This window comes from Sporolactobacillus sp. THM19-2, from assembly GCF_004153195.1.
GTDB lineage: Bacteria > Bacillota > Bacilli > Bacillales > Sporolactobacillaceae > Sporolactobacillus.
Map to the genome: position 1 here is coordinate 14,525 of NZ_SEMC01000024.1, position 21,119 is coordinate 35,643.

Below are 21,119 nucleotides of genomic sequence, written 5' to 3' on the forward strand. Positions count from 1 at the left end.
AGTTCGCCTTTTTTCTTTTTACTAGGATAGGCGGAATTTTTCCGCCTAATTTACAGAGCCACCTGGCAGCGATGCCGGCCTGTTTTCTGCACCGCACGGGAACTGATTTTCACTTCTGTGGAATCAAATGAAATATTATATCAGTATGGATTAATTGATTAAATGTGATATAATAAATACACAAAAAGTTCACATTATCAGCCTTTTTTTGCTTTGCAAAAAATGAAAACGTTATCAACAGAGGAGATGTTCTTGTGCGGTTATTGAAAAACCTGACCTTTCAGGTAGCGGTGGCGATCGTCGCGGGTATTCTTACAGGCGCCTTCTTTCCAGACGTCGGTTCCCATCTTGAAGTACTGGGAACAACTTTTATCAAGGCGGTAAAAATGGTGATTGCCCCGATCATCTTCCTGACGATTGTCGTCGGAATATCCCGAATGGGTGATATGAAGAAGGTGGGCAAGGTCGGGGGAAAAGCACTGATCTATTTTGAGGTCGTGACAACGATCGCCCTGATCATCGGGCTCATTGTGTCTCATATTCTTAAACCGGGGTCAGGTCTGGATCCGGATAAGATGCCCCGCGGGGATATCTCGAAATTCACATCCAGTGGTGGATCGGAGATGAACTGGGGTGAATTTTTCCTCAATATTGTTCCGGGAAATGTGATCGATGCTTTTGCCCGGGGAGATATCCTCCAGGTGCTCTTTTTCTCGGTGCTGTTCGGATTCGGCCTGTCGGCACTCGGCAAACACGGGCGTCCGCTTGTTGACTTTTTTGATCAGGTTTCGCATGTCTTCTTTAAAATCATCGGATACATCATGTACGCGGCACCGCTCGGCGCATTCGGTGCGATGGCCTACACCATCAGCAATTTCGGCCTGCAGACGATTGGCCCGCTGATTAAACTGATGCTTTCGGTTTATGCGACGATGGCGCTATTTATTTTCGTTGTACTGTTCCTGATCTGCAGGGTTGCCGGATTCAATCTTTTCACCTATCTGAGATATATCAAAGATGAACTGCTGCTTGTTTTCGGAACCAGCTCATCAGAAGCCGCACTGCCGAGAATGATGGATAAGATGGAGCGCCTCGGCTGTGAAAAATCTGTCGTTGGGCTGGTCATTCCCACGGGTTACTCATTTAATTTGGATGGGACGTCGATTTACCTGACGATGTCGGTCATTTTTCTCGCCCAGGTTTTTCAGGTACCGCTTGATCTCGGCCAGCAAATTGCGATTATTCTGATCCTGATGCTGACTTCCAAGGGTGCTGCAGCGGTTACTGGCGGCGGATTTATTGTTCTGGCGTCGACGCTGACAGCGATGGATCTCATTCCGCTTGCCGGACTTGGCTTGTTGCTGGGTGTCGACCGTTTCATGAGTGAGGCACGGGCCATCACCAATCTGATCGGAAACGGTATCGCAACGATTGTCGTATCCAAGAGTGAGAAGGCATTTGACAAAGAAAAGGAGAAACGGGCACTGGCACTGATGCGCGGTCGGGGAACGACGAACACGTTGGATCAGGCAGTGTCGGTGGAGAACACGCATCTCTCTTGATGCATCGCCTGAGGGCGCCCCATAATCAGTGAAAAGAATTAAAAACCATTGTAACGGAGAGCTCTCCCGGTACAATGGTTTTTTAGTGCGCCCCTAACTCCGCGGTGCAGTGACACTGCCGCCCGGCAGGATATCAATAGATGTAAATGCGGATTCAATGCCGGCGTGATCCATAAGCCTCTGAACACCCCGCCGTCCCATCTCATAAAAAGCCTGGCGGATTGCAGTGAGCTCAGGCCGTACGATGTGACATAAGGAGGTCCCGTCAATGCCAAGAACGGATAATTGATCGGGAACCGCCATACCTAAATCCAGGGCCGTATTCATGACGCCGATAGCAACCAGGTCGCTTGCCCCGATAATTGCGGTAAGTTCTGTCCCTCTACCCCAGGCCTTCATGGCGCGTATGCCGTCCTGATAGCTCCACCTGCCGGACTTGATCCACTCGTTTTGCCAGTCCAGGCCCGCTTTCTGAAAGGCATACTGGTAACCCTGAAAGCGTAAATCACCGACATAAGTGCCCAGGTTCAGGCCGGCAAAGCCAATTTTAACATGCCCCCGTTTCAGTAAATAGTCCGTTGCCTGATAGCCGATATCAAAATCATTAGATGAAATAAACGGGAGATCTTTCCTGCCCAGGGCCGTGGCTAAAAAAATGAAAGGGATATGACTGGCATGCAGGAGACGGGTATTGTCTTCTCCGGGGACAATGGCAAGTAATAGGATGGCACGTACGCCGCGTTCAATAACCGTCTTAATGGCCCGATGCTGCCGGCCCTGATCACTTTCTCCTGCATAAACGATCATGACGCTCAAATTTTTGTCTAAAGCAACCTGATGGATCCCCTGAATGATTTCCTCTGAAAAATTCGTCCGGGTTTCAGAGACAATGACCGCCAGCACATTGCTTTTCCGTGTGACCAGCTCTCTTGCTGCAGTATTTTTCTGATAACCCATCTGAACCGCAATTCGGCAAACCCGTTTCACGGTTTTTGAAGCATAGTTATCGGTCTTACCCGCCAAAATACGTGAAACGGTGGATGGGGAAACTTTGGCCGTTTCCGCGATATCTTTAATGGTCACACGCATAGAAATTACCTCTCTTCATATGGGCCGTACGATGACAAGAATACCTTTATTTAAATAATAAGTCATGCAAGTAAATTAGACAATAAAAAGCCTTAACTATGCAAACGTTTGTAATATTGATGTATAGGTATTGCAAACGTTTGCTTTTAGTGCTATATTTCTAATTGTAAGCGATTCCTTTAAGGATCATACAGAACCTGTTTTGAATAGATTCTTTACTTTAACACATCAAGAGGAGGTATATGACCATGGATACACACAGCAGATCCAATTCTTTACCGCGGCTGTCCCTGATGACCATATTTGCGATGACTTTTGGATTTTTTGGTGTCAATATGGCTTTTTCACTGCAATTCTCACAGATGGGACGGATTTTTCAGACAATCGGGGCGGATCCCACCAAGTTGGGTTATTTTTTTATTTTACCCCCACTGGCAGGCATGATTGTTCAGCCATTAGTCGGAAAATATTCAGACCAGACCTGGTCCAATAGATTGGGCCGGCGGATGCCCTATCTGCTGATTGCCGCACCAGTTGCTGCGCTGGTCATGATCCTTTTGCCAAATTCCGGGTCATTAGGGTTTGGTTATGCTTCATTTGCTGCGTTGCTGTTTGGTGCAGTCGCCATTCTGTTTATGGATTTGTCAAGCAACGTTTGCATGCAGCCGTTCAAAATGATTATCGGGGATATGGTGAATGAAAAACAGAAGGATCTCGCCTGGTCATGGCAACAATCCTTCAGTAACCTGGGCGGCGTTATTGCAACGATTATTCCATTTGTCCTGACGGTATTTGGTGTTGCCAATACAGCGCCGCGCGGTGAAGTTCCGCTATCTGTCCGGCTGGCGTTTTATATTGGTGCCGGCGTGTTGCTGTTGACCTCGCTTTATACGGTTATTTCAGTGAAGGAGTACGATCCGAAAACCTATGCCACTTATCACCACATCAAGCCCAATGCGCATAAAGACAGTCCTTCGCTTTGGCATCTGGTCAGGAACGCACCGCGGGCATTCTGGGAAGTATCACTTGTGCAGTTATTTGACTGGTTTGCCTTCCAATATCTCTGGACTTACGCGACGGGAGCCATTGCCCAAAATGTATGGGGCACGACTGATCCCACATCTGCCGGTTATCAGGCCGCCGGAAACTGGTATGGCGTTCTCACTTGTGTTTCGTCATTGGCTGCAGTAGCATGGGGCTTTTTAGTTCTTTCCCATACCAGTCAGTTTAAGCGGAAATTCTGGCTGCGGGTCGGCCTGCTCAGTGGTGCGGCCGGCTTTATCCTGGTCTTTTTCACGCACAATCAATATCTTATGATTCTGCCGTTCTGTCTGATCGGCGTTAGCTATCTGACGATGCAGACAGAGGCGTTCTCCATCTTTACTTCGTCATTAAATGGCAAAAATGAAGGCGCCTACATGGGGCTGTTCAACTGCGGGATCTGTCTGCCGCAAATTATTGCTTCGGTAGCCAGCTTTGCCTTCTTCCCGCTGATTGGAAAATCAATGCCGGGAATGATCCTGATCGCCGGTATTGCCATGCTGCTTGGGGTCGTGGCGGTTTCTGCCATTCATGAAGACAAGCCGCAGTCGAGTACCGTTGTTAAGAAAAATTATGCAGATGCTTAAAAAAATCTAATAAGAAAAAGGAGTCTTATGTTATGGAGAAACAAAACTGGTGGCAGAGGGCAGTTGTCTATCAAGTCTATCCCCGCAGCTTTCAAGACAGTAATGGTGACGGTATCGGTGATCTGGGCGGTGTGATCAAACGGTTGCCGTACATTAAAAAACTGGGTGCAGATGTGATCTGGCTGAATCCGATTTACAAGTCTCCGGACAAAGATAATGGTTATGACATCAGTGATTATCGTGATATTCAACCCAAATTTGGTGATATGCAGACTTTCGACACGCTGGTTGCTAAAGCGCATGAATCAGGGATAAAAATTCTGATGGATCTGGTTGTCAATCATACCTCTGATCAGCATGAGTGGTTTAAAGCGAGCCGAAAATCGAAGGATAATCCGTACCGGGATTTTTACATTTGGCGTGACGGCAAGAAGGGTAAAGCACCGAATAACTGGGGATCTTATTTTGGCGGTTCAACCTGGAAATATGATGAACAGACCGGGCAGTATTATCTTCACCTCTTTGCTGAAGGACAGCCTGATCTGAACTGGGAAAACCCCCGCATGCGTGAACAAGTCTGGGAACTGATGCGTTTCTGGCTGGATAAGGGTGTCGATGGTTTCCGGATGGATGTGATCAACTTTATCTCGAAGCCGGAGGGCCTGCCGGATGCACCTAATCCTGAACATGCGCTGTACGGCAATGTCGAACCGCTGGTGGCGGATGGGGCGAAACTGAACGACTATTTAAAAGAAATGCATGACAAAGTCCTTGCCCGTTACAACGTCATGAGCGTCGGGGAGATGCCGAGTTCCAAACCTGAAGATGCGGTGCAGTACACCGGGCTTGACGCCGGTGAGTTAAACATGGTCTTTCAGTTTGATCATGTGACATTGGCGGCTAATCCTGATCCGCGTCTTGGGAAATGGAATGATCAGCCTGTGAAGCTGACCGACCTTAAAGCTTCCTTATCCCGCTGGCAGTATGCACTGGACGGCAAAGGCTGGAACAGTTTATACTGGAACAATCATGACCAGCCACGGGCCGTCTCACGATTTGGAAATGACACCCCGGAATACCGCGTGCGTTCCGCCAAGATGCTGGGTACGACACTTCATATGATGCAGGGTACGCCCTACATTTATCAAGGCGAAGAGCTGGGTATGACCAATTCCCATTTCACGGATTTGTCCCAGTATGAGGACATTGAATCGCTCGCTGCGTATCATCAGCTGGTCGACCAGGAACGCCTGGTGGACCATGATACCATGATGCGTTACCTGGCGACTAAGTCACGGGATAATGCCCGCACGCCGATGCAGTGGGATCGTTCACAAAATGCCGGTTTCACGGATGGCGAGCCCTGGCTGTCCGTAAATGCGAATCACGAGAAGATCAATGCCCAGGATGAACTGAAAGATACGGACTCCGTTTTCTATTACTATCAAAAATTAATTCAGCTGCGCCATCACAGTGACTTGATTGTCTATGGTGACTATCAGGAGCTTGATCCGGATGACAATGAAGTGTTTGCCTATCAGCGCCACTATAAGGGGGAAAAATTGCTTGTGATCAGTAATTTTACCGATCATGAACTTTCCCGTGACTATGGGCAGGCAGCGGCACAGAAGAAACTGATCGGCAATTATGACGATGACCTGGGCGTCACGCTCCGGCCTTATGAAACGAAAGTTTATCAGTTTGATGCAGGAAGGTAAGTTTTAAAAAACGGGATATGGAATTCAGTGTCTGCACGGCCATACCGTGCAGACATTTTTTCGGTACGTCCCGGCAGACTTTGAGCCGCTGCTCGAGAATGGTAAAATGAATCTATCCTCCGCATCCGGCTCGTTTCATGACGTGCAATTAATCCGGGCTTGCGGCGAATAGAATAGGTGATTTAAAAGTTTGCAGGGGATCAACCGGAGGGAAAAGGCTATGAAAAAACTTCTCGTGATGGCGTTAACTGCCATGATTGTCATCAGTGCATTCGGACCGGCGCAGGCGTTTGCCGACAGCGCGCCGGGCGACGTCATCGTCACGCTTGGCGCAAATCTGACACCTGATCAGCGAAAAGCGATGCTCAGCGAAATGGATATTGATCAGAATTCGGCACAGATTGTGGAAGTCACCAACAGTGAGGAGCACAAGTATCTCGACAAGTATCTCTCGCCGTCTCAGATCGGAACCCGTGCCATCAGTTCGTCGAAAATTACTTTGGGCAAACAGGGTTCAGGCTTGAGTGCAAGGACGCATAACATTACCTATGTCACGAAAGACATGTACATCAATGCGCTGGCAACGGCTGGTGTGAAAGATGCAGATGTATATATCACAGCACCCTTTCCTGTTTCGGGGACCGCTGCGCTGACCGGAATGATCAAAGCGTATGAAGTGAAGACCGGGGAAGTGATCCCGGAAAAGCAGAAACAGGTGGCCAACGAGGAAGTCGTCGTCACTTCTGAAATCGGTAATAAAGACGGGGTCGGCAAGCAGAAGGCAGCGGAACTGGTGACAGAGATCAAGGATCAGATGGCGAAAAACACGCCGGATTCCCGCGCGGATGTCGAACAGATTGTCCGCGATTCCGTAAACCAGGTCAATGTGAACCTGAATGATGCAGATATCCAGAAGCTGATTGATCTGTTTGATAAAATGCGAACCATTCACATCGACTGGAACCAGGTAGGCGACCAGATGCAGCAGGTCAAAGATCAGCTCAATAAAGTGGCTGGTTCAGACCAGGCTAAAGGTTTCTTCGCAGAAGTACTGACAGCCATCGGCAACTTCTTTAGTGCTATTTTTGACGCCATCGCCTCACTTTTTAAATGACGGGACAGAGATGCTCCGGGATCAGGCAGCTGGTTTTCTGGCTGCTTTTTTCTGCTTTTTTCATTGAGGGATCAATCATTAGAGACGGTTCAGCCTGTCATGCTATAATTTGAAAGAAGCGGCAGGGCACGGCAGGATGAAGGATCTATTTTTTTCTAAGCTGGACGAAAGTTGTGACCGCAAAGCCGATGAACAGCACGGCGCCGATCACAATGAGGTGTTCGGGGCCGAAATCAAGAAACCGGTGAATCTGGCTGCCCAGAAAATACCCGGAAAAAATAAACAGGGAAGCCCAGATAGATGAACCGGTCAGAGCGGCTGTCAGAAAAGTAAGGAATCGTGCACGGCTGATTCCGGCAAGGTAGGGATTAATCTGCCGGATCCCGGGAATAAAGTACCCGGCGATAATGGCGAGAAAGGTATGCCTCTGGAAACGATTCCGGGCCACTTTCCATCGCTCTGGTGTCAGTCCGATATATTTACCATACCGGTTCAGGAACGGCTCACCGATATAGTAGCCGATCAGATAAGCAGTGACCATCCCTGATGCCGAACCCAGCGCCGCCATAAGAACGCAGAGCACCACACTGGGCGTGTATCCGGAAACCGGGACGCGGAGCGTAATACCGACAAAAAGCATAAAGGATTCTTCAGCTGCGGGAATACCGATCAGACCACAGTAAAGAAAAATAAAAACCGCAAGATATCCATACGCATTAAAGAAGGCTTGTATCTGATCCATCAATCGTTTCACTCCAACAGCCGGGTCTGGCGTATCTCTTGCCCGGACGCACTGTTTACAGCCTGGGCATATTCGTTAATCATTATATCAGTTCAGCGAAATGAGTGATCAGTCAGGACATAGATCGGCCAATGATGTGATACAGGAAAAAGGGGTGCGCACATGTCTGGAAAAAATAAGAAGAGTTCCCGGAAAAACGGAGATCAGGAAATGGCTTTAAGAAGGCGGAGGATCGTCCTTTTCAGCCTTGTAGTCGTTGTCGTGCTGGTCGCTGCGATCACCATCATGATCTACAAATATCTGGAGTCAAGTCAGCCCCAGGCAAAAAAAGAACCGCCAGCCTATCGAACCGAACAAACCGTTCAAATTAATTATAAAGGACAGCCACTGATCGGGAGTACTAATGCGCCGGTCAAAATCGTTGAATTTGCTGATTATCGTTGTCCTTATTGCAAGGTTTTTGAACAGGATGTGGTCTCCCAGCTTAAGAAAGAATATATCGATACTAACAAGGCAAGCTTCTATTTTATCAACTATACCATACTTGGACCGGGCTCTGTTCTGGCAGCCAGCGCGGCTGAAGAAGTCTATCACCAGAATCCTCAGGGTTTCTGGGTATTTCACAAAGCGCTTTATGAAGCCCAGGGTGATGAAAACGCCGATAAAGACTGGGTCACCAAAGATCTCCTGACCCGTATTGCCAAAAAAACCGTTCCTTCTCTTGACGTCAGGGCCTTCCAGAGTGCTCTGGATAACCAGACGCATAAAAAAGAAATAGCAGAGGATAATCAGCTGGCTGAAGATCTCGACGTTCCAGGCACGCCTGCTGTGTTTGTCAACGGACACTATGTTGAAGGATCACAGGATTATCTGATACTGAAACAGGCTGTGGATCATGCCCTTAAGGAGAAATAACGCCGGAGAAAATAAAGGCGGCTGTCCTGTCATCTGATTGTAAAGTATTGAGCATGCTCACCTGTCATAGAAGTAGATAGAAAACAACAGACAGGAGGAGTCACCTATGTATACCGGAAATGCTCTGGCAAAAAGTGCGGCGGTTGCGGCCACGGTTGGTTCTTCAATTTTCATGGTCCCTCAGGTCACCTCCGGACAAGTTGCTCCAGAAGATCTCTACAGACCGGAACGTGACGAAATTTATACGATCCAATCTTTGCTGAAAGCCATCGGTCACTATCCGCCCTCGGGCAGAATCGCATTTTTTTCCGGGAAGAAGGTCAGACATCTGCAGCTTCTGAGCGGGATGACAGAAAGCGGATGGTCGGATGTGCAGACCAGGCAGGCTTTTGATGCGGTCATAGGGAAGGTTCGTCCGCTTCGGTCAGGCTCAGCAGGGCAGGAAGTCCTTTCTCTTCAGAAGATGCTGAAAAAACTCGGCTATTATGAGGGAAAAGTAGACGGAATATATGGCCGCGGCACCGGACTGGGTGTTTCCGTACTGCAAAAGAAAACGGGAATTACCGTCGACGGGGTCACCGGACCTGAAACATGGAAAAGTATAGAAAACCTGCTGATCCGGCAGAAAAAAGGGGAAAACGTCCGGCCGGATCAGCAGGTATTCAAAGAGCTGAAGAGAGGAACATCGAAAAAAACGGGGAAGTCCTCACCCACTGGTAAAGTTGAAAAAAAGGAACGGGAGAAAGTCACCATCATCAGGGAATTTTATGCGAACAGCACAGCCTATACCGCCTTTTGCAGCGGGTGCTCCGGAACAACGGCAACAGGTATTAATCTGCGGGCAAACCCCAATGCAAAGGTTGTAGCAGTTGACCCGGCGGTGATTCCGCTCGGCACAAAGCTGTATGTAGAAGGCTACGGTCATGCCGTAGCCGGGGACACCGGGGGAGCGATTAAGGGACGCAGGATTGACGTTTTTTTCAAGGATAATCAGACGGCGCTCCAATGGGGAAGACGGACAGTCAAAGTCAAAATACTGGAATAATCTCTGCCGACTTCCGGCTGCATTGATCCCCTGACGCTCATGTGGCACCCGCACAGGCCAGCACCGTTTTTACGATCTTGAGTCTGTCGCGCTTCTATGTTACGATGCGAGTATAATACGGTGAGTAAGAATGGGAAAAGAAGGTCTGGCCATGAATGTCCATAATATGATGGAAGAGGCTGTTCAGGATCTGCTGGACAGTCAGTGGCAGTATCTTAATCTGTCCTGCCATTGTGATGAATGCCGGGCGGATGTTCTGGCTTTAAGTCTGAACCGGCTGAAACCGCACTATGTCCGGCAGCGGACAGGACTGATGTACACCAAAGCGGGTCTGATGACCGAACAGTCCCGCGCAACCATACTGACAGCGATTGTTGAAAGTGCAAAAATTGTCTCCGCTTCTCCCCATCATAGTCAGACATCGGATGAACGGCATAAATAAATCCCGCTGCAACGGATACAGCGGGATTCTGGTTTAAAGGAAACATTTATCTGTTTTTGAAAAAGTCACGGTTGATCTGAATGTACTTCTGTTCATTGTCCGGAACTTCATCTTCCGGGTAAATCGCTTCAACCGGGCAGACCGCTTCGCAGGCGCCGCAGTCAATGCAGACATCCGGATCGATGTACATTTGCTTCTTCCCTTCGACAATACAATCAACGGGGCATGTTTCTATGCATTCTCCGGCTTTTTCATTTTCACAGGCGGAAGTTATGACGAATGCCATGTAAAGATCTCCTTTCAGTGAGTGCGAATCTACTTCCAGTATGACTAATTTTTACGAGAAATTCAATATTTTCATAGGGAAAATCGTTTTCCTCATCATTTTCGGGATGACCTGAACCGTACATTCAGAAAAAGCAGGGGTGCAAGCGCAAGTCCGGCAAGAAATCCGGTCAGATGCCCCTTTATATCGATATTCGGATACAGAAAAGAACTGATCAGTCCAAGAACGAGAAGAACAATAATGATCGTCTGATCCGGCCGCGGGATCAACTCCTTCCTGAAGATCACCAGATACAGGTAAATACCGAACAGTCCGAATACGGCTCCACTGGCGCCGTTGTGACTGAACCCCGGAGATTCAAGAAAAAGGACGGCGATGTTCGCGATAATTCCCGTTCCAAGAAAGGCCAGAAGGAATTTCAGTCTGCCAAGCAGCGCCTCCAGAGCAGGGGCAAAAAGAAAAATAGAGAAGGCATTAAACAGGAAATGGGAGAATGAAATATGCAGGAAAATCGGCGTGATCAGCTGCCACCAGGCCCCCTGAAGGATCATGGCGTTCGAACCGACCATAAACTGAAACACGTTATAGGCAAAAACCGGTGCCACATGCCAGGTACCTGATATATACAGAACCAGGAAAATCAAAAGATTAACCGCCAGAATCAGTGAAGTGACGGGATAATGCTTCAGGAAAAATCTGAAAGGCTCGTTTCGAATAAACAAAGGATGTTCCTCCTTTTGACATGATTCTTTATCCAGTATAGGGTAAAATGTTTGATAAGGGTAGTCATGAAAATGACGAGTGAGAACAGGGTATAGATACATATTCGCCCAAAAATGCTTTTTTCAGTAGCGTGCGGACAGAATCAACGGATGAAAAGAAGAAGGGAACGGCGATCCGGATGATTACAGGAATCGGTGTCGATCTGACGGAACTGGATCGGATCGAAAAGCATACAGATGACCAGGCGTTCATCCGCCGCGTGCTGACCCCGGAGGAGCAAAGTGTTTATATGAAGCTGAAGGGCAGCAGACGGGCAGAGTATCTTGCCGGACGTTTTTCAGCAAAAGAAGCCTATGCCAAGGCAACAGGTACGGGGCTGGGCGGACGGCTGTCTTTTCAGGATCTGAGTGTTCTCAATAACGCTGAAGGTCAGCCGGTGATTTACGATCACAGAGCGCAGCATAAAAAACAATCCATACATGTATCCATCACACATACCGGGCAGACCGCAGCAGCTTTTGTTGTGATTGAAAGCCCGTCAGGCAAGTCTGCATATTAAGGAACCTTGTCTCATATAGTGTACTACGCTGGGAGGGACTATTGTGCACGTCGTATCACGGGAAGAAATGCAAGCTATTGATCGTTACACCATCCAGCAGATCGGGCTGGGAGGACCGCTGCTGATGGAAAATGCGGGCCGGGCGGTGTTTCAGGCGCTCGTCCCGGGGTTGAAAGAAGGAATGCGTGTCGTTCTTGTCATCGGCAAGGGAAATAATGGCGGAGATGGATTCGTTGTGGCGCGGTATCTGCTCAATACGGCAGTGACGTCCGAAACCTGGGTTTTACCCGATCCATCGGAGATTAAAGGGGATGCCGCCTGCCACATGAAGGCTTACCTTGCCTCAGGCGGGAAAATACGCCGGATTCAGGAGGAGAAAGAGGCATTTTCGACGAGCCTCGGACAGGCGGATCTGATTGTTGATGCGCTGCTTGGAACCGGAATTCACGGCAGCCCGTATCCTGGCTATCTCAGGGTCATTGACAGGATCAATCAGGCAGCGGGAGAAGTGGTGTCAGTGGATCTGCCGAGCGGGGTACCGGCGGACGGGGAAAACTTCACCCACCGCGCCGTGAACGCCGACGTCACCATGACGCTGGCCTGTCCGAAACTGGCCCAGTTTGTTCAGCCTGCCGCCAGGCATTTTGGAAAGGTCCGTGTTCTTTCGATTGGCATTCCGGACGTTTCCGTCAGAGCATGCGGCGTCAGAAGAACCATCCGGTCGGAGGAGGAAGTCAGGCGTACCCTGCCGCGGCGCGATCCGTTCTCTCATAAAGGGTCGCACGGCAGAGGACTGATTATTGCCGGCGCGCCTCAGATGCCCGGAGCCGCATTTTTTGCGGCTAAAGCCGCACTCAGGTCCGGCATTGGCCTGCTGAAGGTCAGCGTGCCGGACCCGATCCGGCCAATCATTGCCGCACGGCTTGCGGAGACCCTGTTCATGCCGCGGCATGATCTGGATTTTCACAACCTGTCGGGAATTGCAATCGGCCCCGGGCTCGGCAGGGAGCCGGAGAAAGCGCGGCTCGTTCGAAAGGTGCTGGAATACGATCAGATTCCCTGCGTGATTGACGCGGACGGGCTGTATCATTTATCCGGCATGCTTGATGAACTGAAGAAAAGAAACAGCCCGGTCATTCTCTCCCCACATCCCGGAGAAATGGCGATGCTGCTTGGTTCAACAGTCCGTGAAGTAGAAAGCGATCGATTCGGCGCATCTAAGGCTTTCACAGAGAAATACGGAACGACACTGGTGCTGAAGGGCAGGTATACGATCATCACCGCGCCGGACGGGACCCAGACGGTGAATCCGACAGGAAACGCGGCTCTTGCCAAAGGGGGGTCGGGCGATGTCCTGACCGGAATCCTTCTGGCCTTCCTTCTGCAGCATCAGAGGGTGATGGATGCGGTATGTAATGCGGTGTATATACATGGCCTGCTGGCGGACAGCCTGGTACATGAGGGGCATTCTGCACTTGATGTCCTGGCGACAGACCTGATTGAACAGCTTCCTCCCGTCTTGCATGCGCTTTATCAGCATACGACGTGTAGAACCCCTCCTTTGTCACCGAAATGAGGCAAAGGGGTTGGATATACATGAAAAAGTGGTCGTCAGTCGGACTGATTACCGTTCTGCTGCTCAGTGTTCTTCTGTCTGCATGCGGAGCAAAGTCCGAAAAAAGTGTTACCGGAGACCTGAGAAAGAAAATGGATAGACTGAGCAGCTATCAGGCGGACGCAACAATGACATTCCAGCATAATGGAAAGAAGCAGACTTATAAAGCCAATATTTCTTTTCAGAAGCCGAATCAGTACCGGGTCGCACTCAGCGACGACAAAAAGACGAATAAACAAATGATTATCAGAAATAAAGACGGGGTGTTTGTCCTGACGCCGGAACTGAACAAGAGTTATCAGTTTGAGAGTACATGGCCGAATAACCGCAGCCAGGCTTATCTGTATCACTCGGTTGCAAACGACATCCTGAATGATCCGAATCCGGGATTTAAAGCGCAGGACAATAAATATATTTTTGATACAAAAACGAATTATAATACAACACAGCTCGCCAACCAGACGATTACGCTGAAAAAAGATCTGACGCCGGACAATGTTCAGGTGAAGGATAAGGATCAGAATGTGATCGTGTCGGTTAAATTCACCCATTTTAAAGTCAACCCGTCTCTAGATAAAAAAACGTTCGATGTCCGGCAGAACATGACGGCATCGCAGATCGGAAAGGACAGCAGGCAGACCTCTGCCGAAAAGACCTCTTTCAAAGTTCAGTATCCGACGGCCCGGATTTCCGGAACCAAACTGTCTGCCATGAAGCCGGAAGTCACCCAATCAGGTGAAAAGTATGTCCTGCAATACGGCGGGAAAAAGCCCTTTACCCTGATAGAAACAAAGAGTAAGAGAGGCCTTTCCGTTGTTCCGACCTTTGCTTCCGGCGACCCGGCAAATCTCGGCTTTGCGGTCGGCACTGCAGGAGAACGGACGCTGTCCTGGTCGGAGGGCGGAACGGATTACTTCCTTGCTTCAGAAAAACTGACCCGTGAGGAAATGACAGCCATCGCTCAATCAGTAAATGGTACGGTTATTAAATAAACGTTACTCCCCCAACCCGCAATGGTTTGCGGGTTTTTTTCTTTTTAGAACCTCTTGCATGTCCCCCGGACAAGACAGACCCTTCCGTTTTTTTTGTATAAGTGATTAAATAGAAAGGTGATGTCTCATGATGCTGCCCGAATCATGTATGTAAAAAATGCATGCGGGATTCCGGCACAAGTCAGATGAATATCAATAAAATACGAAAATAATCCGGCAGCATATCGGAGATAACGGGTTATTAACTTGCAGATAAAGGCTGGGACATATTCATGAAAAGCTCTTACTACCGGGAAACGTGGGCAGACATAGATCTGGACGCTGCCGGCTATAATGTGGCACGTATGCGGGCGCTTATTCCTGAAGAAACGATGCTGATGGCTGTTGTTAAGGCCAATGCGTATGGGCATGGTGCTGTACGTATTGCTGAGACGGCACTGAAGAACGGAGCCAGCTGGCTCGCTGTTGCTATTTTTGATGAAGCACTTGCACTGCGAAAGGCGGGAATTAAAGCACCCATACTGGTCCTGTCTCCGATCCGTCCGGAAGACGCAGAAATCGCAGCCAGGTACAAAATTTCACTGACTGTTTTTCAAAAAGAATGGGTGGAGAAGGCAGAAGAAGCGCTCCCTGCTTCACTGTCTGATCCGGTCCTGATCCATATTGCCTGTGATACGGGCATGGGCAGGATCGGCATCCGCAATAAAGAAGAGGCGGCGGCATTCGCTGAGGTGATTCAGGCAGACAGAAAGTTCACTGCAGAGGGGCTGTTTACGCATTTTTCTACCGCGGATCAGGATGATGAGACCTATTTTAATGAACAGTATAACCGTTTTGAAACGATGATCGACTGGTTCCTTGAACTGGGCGTCCGGCCGAAGGTGATCCATTGCGGCAACAGCGCGGCCACCCTTAAATATCCGGCTGAACAGCGTCATCTTTTCAATATGGTCCGCTACGGCATATCGATGTATGGCCTTTCTCCGTCTCCGGAAATGATAAAGAAGCTGCCTTTTCCGCTGAAACGCGTGCTGTCCCTGCACAGCCGGCTGATGCATGTGAAAAAGGTAGAAAAGGGGACATCCATCGGGTACGGGGCCAGCTATCAGTCTCCTTCAGCCGAGTGGATCGGTACGGTTCCGATCGGTTATGCCGATGGATGGCTTCGGGCGCTGAGCGGATCAGATCTTCTTGTCGCAGGTCACAGATGTCCGATTGTCGGAAGAATTTGTATGGATCAGCTGATGTGCCGGCTGCCTCATGAATTTCCTGTCGGAACAGAAGTGACATTGATTGGAAGAGAGGGGTCTGAGGAGATTACCGCGGATGAAATCGCAAAAAAACTGGGAACAATCAACTATGAAGTGACATGTATGATCCAGCCGCGTGTACCGAGAATTTTTCATGAGGGCGGTAAGAAGACGGATGTCCTGAATCCGGTACTTGGCCTTTTGGATTAAGCGGCAGGCCGTGTCAACCGGACAGATGCTGCAGGAATTCATGAAATAGTATGACAAAATTCAAAAAATATATAATACAGGCGATTTTTGCCGAAATCTGCTTTGCAAACCGATTGGGAACATGTTAATATAATTTTTAGATAAAAATAAAAAAATCGGATCATAGTGGTGGGGGTGCAGGCATGCCTGAGTCGAATCTGGAAAAAATTATGCTGAGTTTGCCGCAACATTTGCTGAGTGAAATTGATGGCATTGCCAGTCGAGATAACGTGAATCGGAACGAATTTCTCCATCGCGCGATCGGAATGTACGTACGCGAACGGAATAAAGGCTATGTCCGTGATCTGATGCGACAGGGCTACATGGAGATGGCTAAAATAAATCTGAACATCGCTTCTGAGGCTTTTCTTGCTGAAGAGGAGGCAGAGATTACTCTGGAACGCTCCGTTAGCGGGGTGTGAGAGCTTGATAGTAAAGCGTGGCGACGTCTATTTTGCGGATCTTTCCCCGGTAGTGGGCTCGGAACAGGGTGGTGTCAGACCGGTTCTGGTGATACAAAACGATATAGGAAACCGGTTCAGTCCGACAGTCATTGTTGCGGCGATAACCGCACAGATACAGAAGGCAAAACTTCCAACTCATGTGGAGATTGACGCAAAAAAGTACGGTTTTGACAGGGACTCGGTTATTCTTCTGGAACAGATCAGAACAATCGATAAACAGCGTCTGACTGACAAGATTACACATCTTGATGAAGAAATGATGGGTCATGTCAATAAAGCCATTCAAATCAGCCTGAGTCTGGTGGATTTTTGATCATCCGCCGATGGAAATAAGAGGTTTATCCAGTTCAATGGATGAACCTCTTATTTCTGTTTCTTTCTTTTTACTTTCGGTTGCCATGAAGAAGATCTCCTTTCTAAGCTGTTTAAAGATTCTTTTGTTTAATATAGTACAAATGTTCCTCTTTTTGATCGATCAAAATAGAGATCTCATCACTGAAGTGCGAGTATGCTCACTGAGATTCTGGTAAAATAAAGCGGGAGGGACATGTATGGAAAACATCTGCCGCAGAATTTCGGATCAACTGGCTATTCGCACAAAACAGGTTGAACAGGTGATCCGCCTGCTTGAAAAGGGCAATACCATTCCTTTTATCGCCCGTTACCGAAAGGAAATGACCGGCGGTCTGGATGAAGTCCGTATCGGAGACATACAGGAAGCTTATGTGCGTGACTGCCGGCTGGAAAAACGCCGTGAAGAAGTTATAAAACAGATTGAAGAGCAGGGCAGGATGGATCCGGACTTAAAACGCAAGCTCTTGCAAGCAGAGCGGATCCGGGACATCGAAGACCTTTACCTGCCCTATCGCCCCAGAAAGAGGACACGTGCCCAGGCTGCTGCTGAAAAAGGACTGGAGCGGCTGGCCGGGTGGCTGGCATCACTGCCTAAAACCCCGGTAGCTGAAGAGGCGGCGAAATACCTTTCGGAAGACAAGGGCGTGCGCACTGCTGAGGAAGCCATTAAAGGAGCAAAAGATATTCTTGCCGAACGGCTTTCAGAAAATGCTGAGCTTCGTGCGCTGGCGCGCCGGGAGATTTTTGAAAAAGGCGTGATCGCGACCAGCCCGGGAAAGAACCAGGCTAAGGACAGTAAAAAGGTCTACGAAATGTATTATCAGTATCGGGAACAGGCCAAATGCATGGTTCCGCATCGGATACTCGCTGTCAATCGTGGAGAAGCGCAGGGAATCCTGCGTGTCTCAGTTGATGCCTCGATGGATATCCTGATGAAAACCGCGTGCCGGCTCTTGATCAGAAACCGGAAAACAAGCGCTGCCCGTTATCTGACCGAAGCTGCGGAGGACGCCTGCAAACGGCTGATTATCCCTGCTGTAGAGCGGGAACTCAGGCAGGAGCTGACGCAAAGGGCGGAGCAGCAGGCGATACATATCTTTTCGGAAAATCTTCGTGGACTGCTTATGCAGCCCCCAATGAAAGAAAAGACGATTCTCGGTGTGGACCCCGCCTACCGCACCGGCTGCAAGCTTGCTGTTGTGGACCCTGCAGGAAAACTGATGGACGTATCCGTGATTTATCCTACGCCACCGAAAGAAGAGCGGACTGCGGCCAGACGGAAGGTTCTTTCGTTGATTCAGACCTATGATGTCGATCTGATTGCCATCGGAAATGGAACGGCATCCCGGGAAACGGAATCTTTCATTGCGGAGACCCTTAAGGAAATGCGTGACAGAAAAATTTTTTATATCATGGTGAATGAGGCGGGAGCAAGTGTCTATTCGGCCTCTACTCTGGCGCGGAAAGAATTCCCCAATCTGCAGGTTGAAGAGCGCAGTGCTGTTTCTATTGCAAGGCGGCTGCAGGATCCGCTTGCAGAACTTGTCAAGGTTGACCCGGAATCCATCGGTGTGGGTGAATACCAGCATGACGTGCCGCGAAAAATACTGAGTGAATCACTCCGGTTTGTGGTTGAAACTGTGGTAAACAGAGTGGGTGTCAATCTTAATACAGCTTCAGCTGAACTTTTGAAGTATGTCGCGGGATTGTCCCGGACAACTGCAGAGAATATTATCCGGGTGCGAAACAAACTGGGCCGTTTCCATTCACGCCGGCAGTTGAAAGATGTGCCGCGTCTGGGACCGCGGACGTTCGAACAATGCGCCGGCTTTCTCAGGATAACCGGCGGAAGCGAACGGCTCGACGGAACTTCAATTCATCCCGAAAGTTACGATGCAGCCAGAAAATTTCTCGGGACTGTAGGCTTATCAGCGGAAGCCCTCAATAAGGAGTCGCTGAGGAGAAGGATAGGGCAGCTCGATCTTTCTCGGGCAGCAGCGCAACTTGCCATTGGGAAACCGACATTGCGTGACATCATTGAAGCGCTGTGCCGCCCCGGGCGTGATCCGCGTGATGAAGCGGATCAGCCGCAGCTGCGGGCAGATGTTCTGAAACCGGAAGATCTGTATAAGGGCATGCGACTGGAAGGTACTGTGCGTAATGTAGTCGACTTCGGAGCTTTCGTTGATATTGGTCTCAAACAGGACGGACTTGTTCATATTTCAAAACTTGCCGGACATTTTGTCAGACATCCGCTTGATGTCGTCCATGTTGGACAGGTAGTGACTGTCTGGGTGGACAGTGTTGACCTTGAGAAGGGCAGGGTGTCGCTAAGTATGATTGACAACAGAACGACTCCTGCCACATAATAAACTATCAGCACGCACCTGATGCGGCATTAATTCACCGTCGGAGGCAGACCCAATGACAGATGAGGAACTTCAGAAACTGGTACAGCAGATTTCTCTGAAAAGTTTTCACCGCCCTTTTGTCCATAAGGCCGTCTTTAATCCCCGCCTGAGGACAACAGGTGGACGCTATTTACTGAACAGTCATTATCTCGAATTTAATGTGTTGCAGCTTCAGTATTTCGGCCTGGACGCCTTTGTAAAAATCATCAAACATGAGTTGTGTCATTACCACCTCCATCTGAGTGGACGGGGTTACAGGCACAGGGATGCGGATTTCAGGCAACTCCTGAAAAAAGTCGGAGGCTCGCGTTTCTGCGGTTCGATTCCGGGGACAGGAAACCATTCGGTGCTGCACTATACATACCAATGTAAAAACTGCGGGGCCCTTTTTTCCAGAAAAAGACGGATGGATCCCCGCCGATACAGGTGCGCGTCCTGTGGCGGGAAGATTCAATTCGTTAAAAAAGAGCTTCCGGGAAAATACGGGAAAGGGTGAAATAAATAAAAAAAGGGTTGACGCGTTCTCTCCTTTTGTGTTAAATTATTAAGGTCGTCAAAAGGACAAGGCAACCCTGAGGCTTGTTGAACGACGTTGACAGGTGGACTTAAGTTGTGTATAATTTCATTTGACTTTGCAAGAAAAAACACTTATTCCACAGTAGCTCAGCGGTAGAGCAATCGGCTGTTAACCGATTGGTCGCAGGTTCGAACCCTGCCTGTGGAGCTATGGAGAAGTACCCAAGCTGGCTGAAGGGGCTCCCCTGCTAAGGGAGTAGACGGTGTGAATCGTGCGAGGGTTCGAATCCCTCCTTCTCCGCCATTTTTAATTGTGACCCGTTCGTCAAACGGTTATGGCACCATCTTATTAATGGGTCGCGGGTTCAAGTCCCGCACAGGTCACTGAAAAAAATACCATTGACTGATTTCATAGATGTGCGTTAAACTTCAGAGATGGGTAATGTACAGGATATAGCGATGATAAAGCGCAACGGCTTCTGGCTTCTATATAAAAGCTTGTGTGATTCCTATCGTGTTCCAGATGAGACAGTCGCTTCTTAATGTGAGCCACTAGCTCAGGGGTAGAGCATCTGACTTTTAATCAGAGGGTCGAAGGTTCAAATCCTTCGTGGCTCATTTTAGCGGGTGTGGCGGAATTGGCAGACGCGCTAGATTTAGGATCTAGTGTTTTGCGACGTGGGGGTTCGAGTCCCTTCACCCGCACCATATTCAAAAATTTAATAGTTATGCGGTCGTGGCGGAATGGCAGACGCGCTAGCTTGAGGGGCTAGTGGAGGAAACTTCGTGGAGGTTCGAGTCCTCTCGACCGCACCAATTTTTTATGCGCCCTTAGCTCAATTGGATAGAGCGTCTGACTACGGATCAGAAGGCTGGGGATTCGAGTTCTCTAGGGCGCACCATTATCGGGAAGTGGCTCAGCTTGGTAGAGCATCTGGTTTGGGACCAGAGGGTCGCAGGTTCAAATCCTGTCTTCCCGACCATTCATCTTTTTTGCGGGTGTAGTTTAGTGGTAAAACAAGAGCCTTCCAAGCTCTGGTCGTGGGTTCGATTCCCATCACCCGCTCCATATTTTCTTTTATAATGTGGGCCTGTAGCTCAGCCGGTTAGAGCGCACGCCTGATAAGCGTGAGGTCGGTGGTTCAAGTCCACTCAGGCCCACCATTATTTTTGCTTTTTATTCTGGAATGTTCCTTGAAAACTGAACAAAAGCCAAGCGTGATTTAAGGGGTTTATCCCCTGATCAATTCAATTTGCTATGGATCTTATGAACGAAAAAGACTGACCCGGATGCCGAAAGGGATCCGGAAGAAGCAACACTTTTTTGGAGAGTTTGATCCTGGCTCAGGACGAACGCTGGCGGCGTGCCTAATACATGCAAGTCGTGCGCACAGAGGGGAGCTTGCTCCCTGAGGTGAGCGGCGGATGGGTGAGTAACACGTGGG

19 protein-coding genes, 9 tRNA genes and 1 rRNA gene are annotated in these 21,119 nt (G+C 49.1%); 25 read left to right on the plus strand and 4 right to left on the minus strand.

The genetic code is table 11. The features are described from left to right. The first annotated feature begins 254 nt into the window (after positions 1 to 254). Positions 255 to 1,562, plus strand: a complete 1,308-nt coding sequence (locus EWH91_RS12625) for a dicarboxylate/amino acid:cation symporter (protein ID WP_129930394.1) — start codon at positions 255 to 257, stop codon at positions 1,560 to 1,562. A 93-nt stretch (positions 1,563 to 1,655) separates the two neighbouring features. Here the strand turns inward: EWH91_RS12625 and EWH91_RS12630 are convergent, their stop codons facing one another. Beyond that, positions 1,656 to 2,651, minus strand: coding sequence for a LacI family DNA-binding transcriptional regulator (locus EWH91_RS12630; RefSeq protein WP_129930396.1), 996 nt, complete (start codon positions 2,649 to 2,651; stop codon positions 1,656 to 1,658). A 248-nt stretch (positions 2,652 to 2,899) separates the two neighbouring features. Between EWH91_RS12630 and EWH91_RS12635 the strand changes: the two genes are divergently transcribed. From EWH91_RS12635 to EWH91_RS12645, 3 genes are all read left to right on the plus strand, one after another. Continuing rightward, the gene (locus EWH91_RS12635; protein WP_129930398.1) at positions 2,900 to 4,279 is read left to right on the plus strand and encodes an SLC45 family MFS transporter; all 1,380 of its coding nucleotides are present in this window, start codon (positions 2,900 to 2,902) and stop codon (positions 4,277 to 4,279) included. Positions 4,280 to 4,311: 32 nt separating this feature from the next. Further along, complete coding sequence (locus EWH91_RS12640; protein WP_129930400.1) at positions 4,312 to 5,997, plus strand: glycoside hydrolase family 13 protein; 1,686 nt, start codon at positions 4,312 to 4,314, stop codon at positions 5,995 to 5,997. A gap of 220 nt (positions 5,998 to 6,217) precedes the next feature. Next, complete coding sequence (locus tag EWH91_RS12645) at positions 6,218 to 7,111, plus strand: DUF1002 domain-containing protein (protein ID WP_129930402.1); 894 nt, start codon at positions 6,218 to 6,220, stop codon at positions 7,109 to 7,111. A 145-nt stretch (positions 7,112 to 7,256) separates the two neighbouring features. Here EWH91_RS12645 and EWH91_RS12650 read toward each other — a convergent pair whose 3' ends face one another. Further along, positions 7,257 to 7,853 (minus strand): DedA family protein, encoded by a 597-nt coding sequence (locus tag EWH91_RS12650; RefSeq protein ID WP_129930404.1) that lies wholly within the window; start codon positions 7,851 to 7,853, stop codon positions 7,257 to 7,259. 162 nt (positions 7,854 to 8,015) lie between these two features. On the opposite strand from EWH91_RS12650, the gene EWH91_RS12655 reads away from it, so the two are divergent. From EWH91_RS12655 to EWH91_RS12665, 3 genes are all read left to right on the plus strand, one after another. Continuing rightward, positions 8,016 to 8,768 (plus strand): DsbA family protein, encoded by a 753-nt coding sequence (locus tag EWH91_RS12655; protein WP_129930406.1) that lies wholly within the window; start codon positions 8,016 to 8,018, stop codon positions 8,766 to 8,768. A gap of 106 nt (positions 8,769 to 8,874) precedes the next feature. Further along, complete coding sequence (locus EWH91_RS14795; protein WP_129930407.1) at positions 8,875 to 9,813, plus strand: 3D domain-containing protein; 939 nt, start codon at positions 8,875 to 8,877, stop codon at positions 9,811 to 9,813. A 151-nt stretch (positions 9,814 to 9,964) separates the two neighbouring features. Then, a complete protein-coding gene (locus EWH91_RS12665) occupies positions 9,965 to 10,255 on the plus strand; it encodes a late competence development ComFB family protein (RefSeq protein ID WP_129930409.1) in 291 nt (96 codons plus the stop codon). A 46-nt stretch (positions 10,256 to 10,301) separates the two neighbouring features. Here the strand turns inward: EWH91_RS12665 and EWH91_RS12670 are convergent, their stop codons facing one another. After that, positions 10,302 to 10,541 (minus strand): ferredoxin family protein, encoded by a 240-nt coding sequence (locus tag EWH91_RS12670; protein WP_129930411.1) that lies wholly within the window; start codon positions 10,539 to 10,541, stop codon positions 10,302 to 10,304. A 95-nt stretch (positions 10,542 to 10,636) separates the two neighbouring features. Then, positions 10,637 to 11,263: a rhomboid family intramembrane serine protease gene (locus EWH91_RS12675; RefSeq protein ID WP_129930413.1), complete on the minus strand. Its 627-nt coding sequence runs from the start codon at positions 11,261 to 11,263 to the stop codon at positions 10,637 to 10,639. A gap of 179 nt (positions 11,264 to 11,442) precedes the next feature. Here EWH91_RS12675 and acpS point away from each other — a divergent pair, with 179 nt between their 5' ends. The 18 genes from acpS to EWH91_RS12770 form a co-directional block, all read left to right on the plus strand. Then, positions 11,443 to 11,823 (plus strand): holo-ACP synthase, encoded by a 381-nt coding sequence (acpS, locus tag EWH91_RS12680; protein ID WP_129930430.1) that lies wholly within the window; start codon positions 11,443 to 11,445, stop codon positions 11,821 to 11,823. Positions 11,824 to 11,866: 43 nt separating this feature from the next. Beyond that, positions 11,867 to 13,399, plus strand: coding sequence for an NAD(P)H-hydrate dehydratase (locus EWH91_RS12685; RefSeq protein ID WP_129930415.1), 1,533 nt, complete (start codon positions 11,867 to 11,869; stop codon positions 13,397 to 13,399). Between the two features lie 20 nt (positions 13,400 to 13,419). Then, positions 13,420 to 14,430, plus strand: coding sequence for a LolA family protein (locus tag EWH91_RS12690; RefSeq protein WP_129930417.1), 1,011 nt, complete (start codon positions 13,420 to 13,422; stop codon positions 14,428 to 14,430). Positions 14,431 to 14,702: 272 nt separating this feature from the next. Continuing rightward, complete coding sequence (gene alr / locus EWH91_RS12695) at positions 14,703 to 15,890, plus strand: alanine racemase (protein WP_129930419.1); 1,188 nt, start codon at positions 14,703 to 14,705, stop codon at positions 15,888 to 15,890. A 182-nt stretch (positions 15,891 to 16,072) separates the two neighbouring features. After that, the gene (locus tag EWH91_RS12700) at positions 16,073 to 16,351 is read left to right on the plus strand and encodes a CopG family ribbon-helix-helix protein (RefSeq protein WP_129930421.1); all 279 of its coding nucleotides are present in this window, start codon (positions 16,073 to 16,075) and stop codon (positions 16,349 to 16,351) included. 4 nt (positions 16,352 to 16,355) lie between these two features. Further along, positions 16,356 to 16,706 (plus strand): type II toxin-antitoxin system PemK/MazF family toxin, encoded by a 351-nt coding sequence (locus EWH91_RS12705; protein WP_129930422.1) that lies wholly within the window; start codon positions 16,356 to 16,358, stop codon positions 16,704 to 16,706. A gap of 238 nt (positions 16,707 to 16,944) precedes the next feature. Further along, positions 16,945 to 19,116, plus strand: coding sequence for a Tex family protein (locus EWH91_RS12710; RefSeq protein WP_129930424.1), 2,172 nt, complete (start codon positions 16,945 to 16,947; stop codon positions 19,114 to 19,116). Positions 19,117 to 19,171: 55 nt separating this feature from the next. Beyond that, on the plus strand, positions 19,172 to 19,654 hold the full coding sequence (locus EWH91_RS12715; protein ID WP_129930426.1) for a SprT family protein: 483 nt from the start codon (positions 19,172 to 19,174) through the stop codon (positions 19,652 to 19,654). A gap of 156 nt (positions 19,655 to 19,810) precedes the next feature. Then, a tRNA-Asn gene (locus tag EWH91_RS12720) sits at positions 19,811 to 19,882 on the plus strand. A 4-nt stretch (positions 19,883 to 19,886) separates the two neighbouring features. After that, positions 19,887 to 19,978: transfer RNA gene (locus tag EWH91_RS12725), tRNA-Ser, on the plus strand. Between the two features lie 242 nt (positions 19,979 to 20,220). Further along, positions 20,221 to 20,292, plus strand: a tRNA-Lys gene (locus tag EWH91_RS12735). A gap of 5 nt (positions 20,293 to 20,297) precedes the next feature. Beyond that, positions 20,298 to 20,382 (plus strand) — tRNA-Leu (locus EWH91_RS12740). Between the two features lie 22 nt (positions 20,383 to 20,404). Then, positions 20,405 to 20,490, plus strand: a tRNA-Leu gene (locus tag EWH91_RS12745). A gap of 9 nt (positions 20,491 to 20,499) precedes the next feature. Then, positions 20,500 to 20,576, plus strand: a tRNA-Arg gene (locus EWH91_RS12750). 4 nt (positions 20,577 to 20,580) lie between these two features. Further along, positions 20,581 to 20,657: transfer RNA gene (locus tag EWH91_RS12755), tRNA-Pro, on the plus strand. Positions 20,658 to 20,669: 12 nt separating this feature from the next. Next, positions 20,670 to 20,743: transfer RNA gene (locus EWH91_RS12760), tRNA-Gly, on the plus strand. A gap of 18 nt (positions 20,744 to 20,761) precedes the next feature. Continuing rightward, positions 20,762 to 20,838, plus strand: a tRNA-Ile gene (locus tag EWH91_RS12765). Between the two features lie 157 nt (positions 20,839 to 20,995). Continuing rightward, positions 20,996 to 21,119: ribosomal RNA gene (locus tag EWH91_RS12770) — 16S ribosomal RNA — on the plus strand; the annotation flags it as partial.